This window comes from uncultured Shewanella sp., assembly GCF_947501665.1.
GTDB lineage: Bacteria > Pseudomonadota > Gammaproteobacteria > Enterobacterales > Shewanellaceae > Shewanella.
The window spans coordinates 21,184-33,601 of sequence record NZ_CANMWS010000008.1 but is presented as its reverse complement, the minus strand read 5'-3'; the positions used below and the strand labels follow the sequence as shown (position 1 = coordinate 33,601).

7 protein-coding genes are annotated in these 12,418 nt (G+C 38.1%); 2 read left to right on the top strand and 5 right to left on the bottom strand.

The features are described 5' to 3' along the window. Positions 1–175 precede the first annotated feature (175 nt). Together Q0976_RS07385 and Q0976_RS07380 are read left to right on the top strand one after the other, a co-directional pair. The gene (locus Q0976_RS07385) at positions 176–1,096 is read left to right on the top strand and encodes a bile acid:sodium symporter family protein (protein WP_299492563.1); all 921 of its coding nucleotides are present in this window, start codon (positions 176–178) and stop codon (positions 1,094–1,096) included. Positions 1,097–1,294: 198 nt separating this feature from the next. Then, positions 1,295–2,740, top strand: coding sequence for a hypothetical protein (locus Q0976_RS07380; RefSeq protein ID WP_299492561.1), 1,446 nt, complete (start codon positions 1,295–1,297; stop codon positions 2,738–2,740). Here Q0976_RS07380 and Q0976_RS07375 read toward each other — a convergent pair. The 5 genes from Q0976_RS07375 to Q0976_RS07355 all read right to left on the bottom strand — a co-directional run bounded on the left by Q0976_RS07375 (position 2,691) and on the right by Q0976_RS07355 (position 12,409). Then, the gene (locus tag Q0976_RS07375; RefSeq protein WP_299492559.1) at positions 2,691–4,940 is read right to left on the bottom strand and encodes a PAS domain-containing protein; all 2,250 of its coding nucleotides are present in this window, start codon (positions 4,938–4,940) and stop codon (positions 2,691–2,693) included. The two genes, Q0976_RS07380 and Q0976_RS07375, sit on opposite strands and share 50 nt — an antisense overlap. A gap of 293 nt (positions 4,941–5,233) precedes the next feature. Further along, positions 5,234–8,365, bottom strand: a complete 3,132-nt coding sequence (locus Q0976_RS07370) for an efflux RND transporter permease subunit (RefSeq protein ID WP_299492557.1) — start codon at positions 8,363–8,365, stop codon at positions 5,234–5,236. Then, complete coding sequence (locus Q0976_RS07365) at positions 8,365–9,576, bottom strand: efflux RND transporter periplasmic adaptor subunit (RefSeq protein ID WP_299492555.1); 1,212 nt, start codon at positions 9,574–9,576, stop codon at positions 8,365–8,367. Before Q0976_RS07365 ends, Q0976_RS07370 begins: the two co-directional genes overlap by 1 nt. Before the next feature lie 331 nt (positions 9,577–9,907). Then, the gene (srmB, locus tag Q0976_RS07360; protein ID WP_299492553.1) at positions 9,908–11,134 is read right to left on the bottom strand and encodes an ATP-dependent RNA helicase SrmB; all 1,227 of its coding nucleotides are present in this window, start codon (positions 11,132–11,134) and stop codon (positions 9,908–9,910) included. 561 nt (positions 11,135–11,695) lie between these two features. After that, a complete protein-coding gene (locus tag Q0976_RS07355) occupies positions 11,696–12,409 on the bottom strand; it encodes a methyltransferase (RefSeq protein WP_299492551.1) in 714 nt (237 codons plus the stop codon). Positions 12,410–12,418: the final 9 nt, after the last annotated feature.

Genomic DNA, 12,418 nt, shown 5'->3' with positions numbered 1-12,418 from the left:
ATTATGCGGCAATCTTGATTGAATGCTTGAACCTGAAATGGAGTCTAATTTACTTTACATAGTAACAAAAGTGTTACCGCATAAATGAGGCTAAGTGGTTTTTTGTATTTTGAATGTATTTATGTTGAAGTGAGCGGTATTTTATCTGTTCATCTTAGATTTTTGAGGACGATGTATGTTATCGCTAGTCACTCGTGCGTTTCCTTTTTGGGTATTGTTAGTCGTAGGAGCCGCTTTTGAAAATCCTGCGTTTTTCACCGATTTTAATGGCAGTATTTCGCCATTACTAGCAGTGATCATGTTATGTATGGGGCTCACGTTAACGCCTCATGATTTTTCTTTGGTATTGAAAACAAAACGGGTTATTGGGTTGGGGGTATTGTTACAATTTATCTTAATGCCTTTGTTTGCTTTTCTTATTGGGAACGCATTAGAACTGAATGCTGATTTATTAGTGGGAATGGTATTGTTGGGCAGTGTAGCAGGTGGTACGGCGTCAAATGTGATTTGTTTTTTAGCGAAAGGTAATGTGGCATTATCAATTACGATGACAGCGACATCAACAATATTAAGTGTTATTTTAACCCCTTTTTTAGTTGAGCTTCTGGTTGGAAAAGTGGTGAATGTACCTTTAGTGAGTATGCTGCTGAGCATGATAAAAATTGTTTTATTACCTGTGTTTATTGGATTAATCATTAATACTTTTCTGTCTCGTATGATAAGCAGTATCAATCGATGGTTACCCTTGATGTCCATGTTATCAATCGCGTTTATTATTGCAATTGTGGTGGCGCTTAATGCCAATAATATTGAGTCTATGGGCTATGTGGTGATGGTGGCTGTGGTGCTTCACAATGGATTGGGATTATTGAGTGGTTATTGGGGAGCGAGATTATTAGGCTATGAAGAAGCCATATGTCGCACCATTGCTATTGAAGTCGGTATGCAAAACTCAGGGCTAGCTGTTGCGTTATCAATGAAATTCTTTAATGCCATGACGGCATTGCCCGGAGCCATTTTTAGTGTTTGGCATGTATTATCAGGTAGTGTGTTGGCAAGCGTGTGGTCCTATAAGAAGAAAATAAAAATAAATTAAACGCAATTATTTGTTATTAAAATTTATTAAATTGATATTAAAATGTATCTTTTTTCTCTATTGATTTATTTTTTTTATGAAAATGACCAAACAGTGTTTTTAAATATCTTTTACAAGATTAATTAGACTATACTGATATTATAGTTTAAAAGTCAGTGTGTTAAGCCTGTTGTTTTTTAGTCAAATAAAAAGGTGCTTGTGTCTAAAATAAGTGTAAAGCAAGAAGATTCATTATCAATTAAGTTTATTCATCAATTAGAAGTCGGTGAAAATAGGCATTTGGGTTTGTATTTTTTATTTCCCAAAGAAATGGGAATTAGTACTAAGAGTATTGATGAAGAAGAGTATTACCATTCTGGGATCACAGGTAGGCGCTCCTATCACTCGCCTGGGATCCATCTCCCTTTGGTTCAAAGTCGTTTCATTAGTCAGAAAAAACGGACTATTGAAGAGTTTCGTTTATACCTGAATTTATTTGCTTATCAATTTGCCGTGGCGACTGAAACAGATTGTAAAGAGCTCAGACAAATCGAAGAGGCGAGTGAGTTTTACCCCGCGTTGAATGAATTATCTAATCAAGTGTTTCAGCTATTAAAACGCTTTAGACGTAATGAGCCAAGCGATCCGAAATGGAAATCTTATTTTGAAAATGCGGATAATTATTTATCTTGGCTTTGTGAACAGGAATTACTTAAATCTTTAGCACATTCTCCAAGAGATAGTGAATACAGTGAAAGTGTAGACGCGATTGTTCAATTTTGTCGTAAAGAACACGAGTACCGTAAGGAGCGGCGATATAATTCAGCTCAAACGATGAAAGATCCTAACCGTATCGCGAATAAAATGTTATTGCTTAGACGGTTAATACAGCAAGGTGTGGTACTTAAAGAAGAAAAAAAACTACTGGGGGTGGGGCTGAAAAAAATGACAACTGGGGTGGCAACTGGGCTTGTCATGCTTGTAGTCTCAAGTTTAATCATTAAAGCCCAAGGTGTGTTTAGTGGATTAACCACCAGTTTAGTGCTTTCTCTCGCAGTCATTTATGGATTTAGAGAAATTTTTAAAGAAGACATACGTAATGTACTTTGGAAATGGATTCGAAGGGGCCGCCCAAGATGGAGCCGAACTTTATTGGATACAACGAGTAAGCTACTTGTAGCTAAACAACTCGTTTGGCTTGATTTTATTAGAAAAAGTGATTTACCTCCACCAGTATCCGATATTTTAAAACAGCGAAATAAACAAAATAAGGTTGACTCTGAAATATTACATTACGGGGTTTACACTAAAGTTGCCAGTAAAGATTTTCTAGCGGGTTACTCGACTATTCAAGAACAAATTAACTTTAGCTTAGCGCCTTTTGCCCGTTATTTAGAAAGAGGGAAAGCGAAGATTTACTCTGAATCTGAGGGGAAAATAAGTCATACATCAGTAGAAAGGCGTTATCAAATTAATGTGGTTGTAGTGTCTAGAATGAATAAGCAAGACATGAGATATGCAAGGTACAAAATTACCATGAACCGTTCTAGTATCGTAGAGATCAGTGAGAGTGAATTACCGAGTAAGTTCACTCACCTTAATGAGCTTAATGCTGCTAACGGTCTTTCTTCGGAGGAGAAATACTTAAAGGATCATGTCGTGTAAAGGCTTGGCAAATATTATGTTCACCGGTTTGTTTAGCGCGTTTAAGCGCAATTTCTGCATTACTTAAGAACTGTTCTAAGGTTTGATCTTCTTGATATGATGCGATACCAATGCATATACCATCACCTAAACCATTTGCTTGTAATTTATTGAGAGACTCTAAAGCAAAGTAGTGAGCTTGATCTGCATCGGTATTAGGTAAAATGATGATGAGTTTGCCTAATTGCCATTTGGCTATTTGATACCGGTGAGGCAGATCCCTAAAGAGTTGGGATTCAACTTCTCGTTGTCTATTTTCTATTTGGGCTATATCACTGATATGACTTAACATACTTTCGGCAGTAATATCTAATAGAAGTAAACTTGAAAACTCTTTATTAAGTGGGCTCATATTGTGAAAATAATCATCAAGATCGCGCAGACTGACCAAAATAGTACTGCGGTGAGGAATAAGATCACCTTCTTGCAAGTAGTTATTTTGTGACAGTGACCGTTCAAAGGTACTGACAATATATTCTATATCTCCAGACTCATCTAAATAACCTTTTAAAGTCGCTTGAGTACTGGCTTCTAGTTGCTCATTTTCTTTGCCATCAATCGTCCCTATCCAGCTGCCTTGTGTAAAAATTTGTTGGGTAATTTGAGACCAGTTTTTACCTAAATCTTTTTCTAATAACTGGGTTAAATTCTGATCGTTATGATCGGTAATATTCACCATATTATCAAAAGCACTATTGGCTCTAATGATGGTACCATTTGCATTAGACAGCACTGTTGGCACCGAGTTTTCGGTGATGAGCTGGTTAAGATAAACATCTTGTTGGTATTGCTTAAGTTCACTAATATCTTCAAAAGTCACGATCATATAGCGATACAATTTATCGGCATTGGGTTTGAGGTGAATTTTAACCACAAGGATTTGTTTTCCGTCGGGGTCGATTTTTATTTCACCTTCCCAGGACTCATGTTGTGTGAGTGATTCGATCATCTGAGCGTAGTGATCATCTTCTAACTGCAAAATACGTTGTAAACTTCTGTCTGCTAAATCATCCATAGGTTGTCTGAGTAACTCAGCGGTGATTTCATTAGCGGTGACGACACGCCCATTATCGTTGACTATCATACAACCGATATCAGCATGAAATAATTGATTTGATAATTCTAGGCTAAATTGTCTTGAACGTAACACTAAATGGTATAAATGAGTCAGTATTATGGCTAATGCACCTAACAAGGTGAGTAATACAGCGGCAATAATTAAAATATTTCGCCATTGATGAAATTTGGCTGCAATGTCACTGTTTCGAACATAAGAGAGTAAAAAATATTCTCGGCGTGTTTCATATTGAGTGACTAACTCAATCTTTAAATACACAAAAGTTGCATCTTCACCATGAAATTGACCAAAATTACTCATGGCCATTTTACGCCATAAAGCGGGATAGCTTTGTTTTAAACTATCGCCCAATGCTCGTGGGAAGCGGCTAATCTCTGGCTGTTTATTGGCCCCAGAATAGAGTAATCCTTGGGTATCTATCATCATTAATGGGGCTTTTTGACTAGAAAAGGCAGGCTTAATGCTATTGACCATTTTAGAAACGGAATTATAAGTGACTAAATAACCTTGTATTTCATGTTCATCTTTTGTTAACCAAGCTAATTGATATAAATAGGGTTCTAATACACCTTCTATGGGGGTGAATTCAAGTGGAGAAGTGTAGATTTCATCTTTGCCTATATTTTTTGCATTACCCAATAACGAAGGGGGTAATGGTTCTTGACCAAACTCATCTGTAGTGGCAAAGACAAATTGGCCTTTGGTGTTATATAGCGCCACTCCGAGTAAAGCGGGAACATTGTTAACCATCACTTGCCATTTCTGTTTTAAATAGGCTTGCTTGTTGGCAGAAGGCGCAACTAAGTATTCATCTAACACCTCGGATTGTGCCAACATTTGTGTTCTAAATTGTTGAAAGGAAATACTATCTGCCATTAATCCACCCACGGCTTGTAGCTCTGCATACCGTTGTGTTGCCCAATCTTCTTGTAAGCGTCGTTCACCCAATGTAATGATAATACTGGTGACAATAATGACTGCGACAGCCAACATGCATAATTGGCTGGCCAATCCTAGTAAGCGTTGATGAGTCCAATGTAGGCCTTGAGCATGGATAAGGACGGGGAAATTTCGCTTTAGCATTAACCTAATTTAAATGATGATTATTTTACAAGTTATGTTAGCACGAAACTGTTGCAGATACCCAGTAAGCTGTTTTTTATTCGGTAAAAATCAAAATTAATCTAATAGATTTTATGATGAGTTTTTTAATTTAGGTTGCTATTGAAATGTTAACATTTCATTTTCTGATATCTCGTTAAATATAATGTCATTAAAAGTAAATAAAGGTAATTGAAAATATACAAAATAAACGCTGTTTAGCGTTTATTTTGTCGTATGGGGAACTAATGTTTAAATGCAACTCCCAGTAAAGATTACGTTCTATTACTGTGTTGAGGCTGCCACCACCAATGGAATATTTTCTTTGAGGTGACTTTTATGTCATTGAGCACAATATACAATATGGGAACTAGAATTAAGGTGACAAAAGTGGCGAATAAAATACCAAAGGCTAAGGATGTTGCCATAGGGATCACAATTTTAGCTTGCAAACTTTTTTCTGCTAAAATCGGTACTAAGCCAACAAATGTTGTCAGAGATGTGAGTAAAATAGCGCGAAAACGATGACAACTTGAATCAATAGCGGCCTTTAGAATGGGGTAGCCTTCAGCGCGTGCTCGGTTGACAAAATCAACTAAGATAAGAGAGTCATTCACGACCACACCGGTGAGCGCCACAATACCACATAAGCTTAAAACACTTAAATTAATGCCCATAATGAAATGGCCAAATAACGCCCCAATAAAGCCGAAAGGGATCACTGACATGACAATTAATGGATGACTATAAGATTTGAGTGGTATAGCCATGAGCGCATAAATGGTAAAAAGTGCAAAAAAGAACCCTTGTATGAGGCCAATGAGCGCGTCCTCTTCTTCTGCACTGCCACCATCAAGAGCCGTTGATATATGAGGATATTTACGGATTAAGTCAGGGAAAAAATCTTTTTGGATTTGTGAAACGACTTTTGAAGGCTCTACTTTGGTTTTATCTGCATTTGCTGTAATTGTGATGGCACGGCGTCCATCGACTCGTGTAATGGAAGAAAAAGAGTCCCCCAGCTCAATATTAGCCGCAGCTGAAAAAGGAATCGCATCTCCATTAGCTGTGCGAATAAGCATGTTTTCTAAATGACCTATAGTGCGTCGTTGCTCTAAAGGATAGCGTACCATGACTTTAACTTCTTCTTTATTACGTAAAATCCGTTGGGCTTCATAACCGTAGAAACCATATCGAACTTGACGAGCTAGATCGGCTAAGGTTAATCCTAGGGCTTCGGCCTCTGGACGTATTTGTAAGAGAATTTCTTGACTGCCAGAGGAGAAATTATCGGTAATATCATAGACGCCTTGAAAACTGTTAAGTTTTGCTTTTAGCTCATTTGCAGCTTGAGAAAGTTCATCCAAATCACTGGATGTTAGGCGAAAAGAAATATCACCGCCACTACTGTTCGTCGTTGCATTAATGGTGAGCTTTTTGACTGATACTAATTCAGGTAAGGCCTCACGCCATTTAGCTGCAATATCATTGCCTGTTACTTTCCTGTCTTCAGCTTTGGTGAGTTCAGCAAAAATAAATGCCGATGTTCTAGAGTTAAGGCTAACAAAAGAATGTTTAACAACTTGAGCCCCCGTTTCCTTTTCGAAATCGGCATTAATGGCATATAAACTATTTTCAAGTGCTTGTACGGCATTGAGGGTATTTTCTTCAGAGCTTCCAGTATCCATATCCAAATTGACTTGAATAAAGTCAGAGGGAATATCCGGAAAAAAGACCCAGCGGACTTTACCACTTGTCACCAGTGCAATGGATAAGATTAACCCCCCCACAAAAATAGCAATAGTGTTGTACCTATGCTTAATGCAGCGGGTTAAGAAGTCGCGATATTGATGGTGAATAAAATAATGTAATTTTTCATTTAGTTTTGTTTTTAATTGTTTAAGCTTACCGGGATTTAGGTTGGGTTTTTTCGCTTTCATATGCGCCAAATGAGCGGGTAAGATCAGTTTCGACTCAATGAGAGAAAAGATTAAACATAAAATAACGACCATGCCAATGGATTGCCAAATAATGGCTTGAGGCCCTGAAACTAATAGCATTGGCACAAATGCCGCTATGGTGGTTAATACGCCAAAGGTTGCTGGCATGGCGACTTTTTTGGCGCCTCTAATGACATTATCCAGTGACTGGCCCTTTTCTTCTACTTCACTGTATGCACTCTCTCCGATGACAATAGCGTCGTCGACGACAATACCGAGCACTAAAATAAAAGCAAATAATGTTAACATATTAATAGATAAGGAAAAAGGTTCTAGTGGCATGATAAAAAGTGCGCCAAGAAAACTAATAGGCAGCCCCATCATGACCCAAAATGCGAGGGTTAAGTCTAAAAAGAGTGCCAAAATAATAAAGACTAACAGCGCACCATAAAAAATATTAGAGTACATCATGTTCAAGCGACCTTGGAGGTAATGGGTTAAATCACCCCAAGTATCCAGTTTGGCGCCAGTGGGTAATTGGAGCCTTTTTTCAGCCACATACTCTTTAACTTGCTTTGAAATTTCAAGGGCATTTTGATCATCGATACTTAAAATTTCAATAATGGCTGCGGGTTGCCCATTAAAACGGGTGTAACCGATCCGCTCTTCAAATCCGTCTTTAATTGTCGCAACTTGAGGTAACATAATTCGACTACCGTCTGGTAGTGTACTTACGACAATTTGAGAAAACTCTTCTTCATTATAAGCTTGGCCCTTCGTTCTTAATAAAATGTCACCGCCGGTGGCACGAATAGCACCACCGGGTAAATCAATGGATGAATTTTGTACGGCTTGTGCAACTTGCTCAAATGTGAGGCCATATTCTCTTAATTTATCTTCTGATAATTCTATGCTTATTTCATAATCTCGAACTCCACCGACTTGTGCGCGAGTAATGGCGGGAAGTGCGGCTAGCTCATCCCTGATTGATTTAGCCATTTCTTTCATTTGTTGTTGACTTAAATCGCCATATACAGATAGCCAAATCACATTATTTTCTGGCTTAATTCTATAAATCTGAGGCTTTTCAGTATTTGCAGGAAAAGTGGATATTGCATCGATACGCAGTTTTGCTTCATCCAGTACATCTTGAGGATCATAATTATCTTCAACCTCAATCGTTACCGTACCTTCGCCTTCACTGGCAATTGAGGTGACTTTCTTGATGCCATTAAGATCTTGAATGGATTCTTCGATCTTAATATTTATTCCTTCTTCTATTTCTTGAGGGGCTGCACCTGGGTAGGCCACTGATACTCTAATGGTATTGAGCTCTGAACTGGGGAAAACTTCTTTATTAATCAATAATGCACTGAATAACCCACCAATAATGAGTGCAAACATAAGCAAATTTGCTGCCACATGGTTACGAGCGAACCAAGCCATAATGCCTTTTTCTGTGTTCATTAGTTAACCACCTTGGCTAATTCTTTTGATGGCGTTTCTTGTGGAGGGTTTTTTTGCTGAGATTGATCATTATCGTTAAGAATTTTAACGGTTTGTCCATTTTCTGCGTTGTATATTCGAGTGGTGGAGACTTTATCACCTGCTTGCAAACTGTCTTTTATATACACGAAGTTAACATCAGAACGCACAATATTGATATCACGTATTTCAACTTCGTTATTTTTATTAATGACAATGATTTGATTATTGTGGATAAGGTTTCGGGGTAATTTGACCACATTTTTAACCGTGCGCCCTGTTATTTTAGCAGTAACAAAACTGCCATATTTTAGTTTAGTCGCATGGGCATTAGGTCTCTGTCTTAAATAAGGATCATTAATTTCAGCAACCAAATAAATCATTCTATTATCGGGATTAATGACTCCTTCGCTGCGAATGATTTTTCCTTTCCAAGTGTGTATTTGTCCCGCTAGCTGTGTTTTTAGTTCGACTTCTGTGTTGGGGCGTTCTATTGACGTTAAGTAAGCCAGTTCATTATCCGTAATGGGCAATCTTATTTCTGCGACATCAGTATCATAAAGTTCACCAATATTGGTTCCTAGAGAGACATATTGGCCTAAATCAATGCTTCTCGTTTTAATGATGCCATCAAATGGCGCACGAATAATGGTCCGTTCTAGATTACGTTCAGCGCGTGCCAGTGAGGCTTTGGCATATTTGACATTTGCTTGTTCTTTTTTAAGGTGGGGGATCCTTAATCCAAGCTCGGGGGCAACTTTACTGTCATAACCTTTCCAATCATTTTTTGCGACTTCTCCTCTGGCTTTTTCTTCATCTAATGCTGCCATTGCCTGAGCAAGGGATGCTTGAGCTTGCATCAGATCAGCTTCATAATCTGAGGGTTCGATACGGGCTAGCGCATCGCCTTTTTTCACAATACCACCGGAAACAAAATGATTAGAAACACTAATGATCCGCCCAGCAACTTCGGTGACTAATTGGGTTTTATACTTAGGGTTGACAACGCCATATGAAGATAAGCTTAACGGCATTGTTTCTGGCTGAACTTTAATCACATTGACAATAGGAACAGGAGTTGTGGTGTTTTTTTCCTCGGGAGGGGTTTTTGTTTTATTTAATAAGACAGCAGCAAAAATAAAAATAATGAGGATAATGAGAGGGGCAAGCCTCCTGAAGAAAATATTTAACATTAATGTCGCCTTTACGAATTAAAGATTCTTATTATTGCTCTATAAATTAACAGAGTATGTCGACGGGATAAAATGATTTTTGAAATTTAAGTGTATCAAAATCATACAAAGTAAAAAATGGCTACTTTAATGATGAAATGAAGTAGCCTATTTAGGTAACTATATAATTATGATAGTAATGTTTAAAATGAACATGTTTGTTTGTTTTTTGCACTGCAAGTAAAGAGGGCGCTTATTTTACTTACAGTGTAAGATTATTAATACTTTTGTGACGAACAATGGTTACTGAGTATCTCAAGTAGGATCCTAGCTTGAGTGATCACAATTAATATTATTTCTTTTTCTTTTTTTTATTTTTTTTACTAAAGTTTTTCTCTGTCGTTTTGACTTTTTTCTTCCCAGGAGGTTTAGCTTCTTTATTTTTAGGTCTGAGTTCTTTGATAAAGCGACGCTTCAAAGGCTGTTCAATGTAACGTTCAATTTTACCGACAACGCGAATATCATGGGCTTCGACTAAAGAAATAGCCGTTCCTTTAGCGCCTGCACGTCCAGTGCGACCAATGCGATGTACATAAGTATCGGCTGAACGAGGCATGTCGAAATTGATAACATGAGAAATATCATCAACGTCAATCCCACGGGCGGCGACATCGGTTGCCAGCAATACATTTACTTCTCCTTTAGTGAAGCGCCCTAGTGCTTGAAAACGTTGCTTTTGCTCCATATCACCGCGCATAAAGCTACAGTTAATACCTTCACGTTGCAGTTGGCCTTCAAGACTAGCTACAGCTTCTCGAGTTTTGAGAAAAACAATCGCTCGAGTGACATCTTCTTGGCGTAATAAGTGGCACAACATGGCAAACTTATGTTGTTTATCATCTGCAATATGGATCCATTGATGAATTTTGGCTTTTTCACTGCGAGGCGATTCGGCTTCAATTTTGATAGGATCGGTTAACAATTGCATAGAAAAACGATTGACGTCACTGCCCTCTAATGTGGCAGAAAACAACATGGTTTGTTTACGACCAACAGATTCAATCGCTAACGTTTCTACTACAGCAGAAAAGCCCATATCCAGCATTCTATCGGCTTCATCAATAACGAACACTTCGACTTCTTCAGCGTTAAAATGGCCTTTATCTAAGTATTCCATCAAGCGACCGGGCGTTGCTACCAATAAGTCAATATTGTTTTTTAATGCTTCTTCTTGAGGCCCATAAGGAACGCCACCCGTTATGATGCCAATATCGAGATCTAAGTCAGTGGATAAATGGGAGGCATAACGATGAATTTGACTGGCCAGTTCACGGGTAGGCGTCAGGATCAATACTCTGGCTTGACCACCAAATCGCCTTGGAAAGTCGATTAAATGTTGTATTGCGGGTAACAAAAAGCTGGCTGTTTTACCTGTACCTGTGGGAGCGCGGGCTAAAATATCACGCTGTTCTAAACCCATAGGTATTGTTTTTTGTTGTATTGTAGTCGGTTTATTGTGACCCATAGCTTTAAGTGAGTCTAATAAACAAGGGTCAAGATCAAGATCTTCAAATAGCATGTGTGGCGTCCCAATATATTTCAGCGGCACATTATATAGGCTAACGTGTCTAACTTAAATCTTATTGTGAAAATACTTTAGTGGGTAAATAGGGCCAATGGGTAGGTTGTCACATAAAGGTTGTTGAACTTTAGTGGCTAGATTATCTTTCTACTCAATGTGTTTTATTCATTGAGTAGCATTTACTTTACAAGAGTTGTTTATCCTATGATCCATGTGAGCAGGGCAGTTGTTCATTTGACTGATTATGGATGTAGGAAATGGCTATTGTTGTCTGGAGCAATCAAGACCTAAATAGCCTAAACTCGGGATAATGAGTGTCAAAGAGTATTGGCAATCCATTTAAAGTCAATAGGTTAAAATTAGCCCCGTTATTATTTATTGTTTAATTTGGCTAAATACCGCTATTAAGCGGTGCTGCTTATTTCGAGTTCAGATTAAATATCAAATGAGAAAAGTGGAGCGACGCTAGGATCCAAGCTGACGGCTCCAGATAAGCTTTACTTTGTCAAAAGACTTAACAAGTAACTGCAAAAAATTATCAGCATAGATCAATAGTCTCTATAATTTTAAGTAAAAACCTTGAGTGAGTGTTCGCATTTTTTCGGTATATTCTCCCTCTTTGGTACGGATATTGAGATGAGTACGGGAGAAGGGAAATGGCTGATTTTGTAAGTTTGCATGCTCTAGATTAATAAGGTGTCGATTGGGTGCTTTACCTTCTACACTGCAGACATCGACAATATGAGTTAGCTGTAATTGAAAATGGATTATTTTAGAAAGAAAATCGGGCAAGCTCTCAGAAGGTAAAATAAGGCTGGCACAACCCTGTTGGCTTAAGCATTTTTTTATAGAAGAAAGCAATTCGCTAAACTGGAGTGTGTCAGTGTGTCTAGCAGTGCTGCGTGCACTCGATTTAGATTGAGGCCCTTGGGTAAAATAAGGGGGGTTACAAATAATATGATCAAAAGAGGCTTGCTTGTCAGCAAAGCATTGAATTGAAATATGATGAATCCTTAGTCTGTCAGCCCAAGGAGAGGCTTTAAAATTATATTCACAATCTTCAATGGCATTTTTATCGAGTTCTATTGCTGTTATCTGTGCTTTGCTACGTTGAGCTGCCATTAAGCTTAGTATTCCACTGCCTGCACCGATATCTAATATCCTATGCGCTTTTCTCAGTGGTGCCCATGCACCGAGTAATACACTATCTGTACTGACTCGCATTCCGCAAAGAGAATCATTAATATGAAATTGTTTAAAGGTAAAAGGCATATTGAGTCG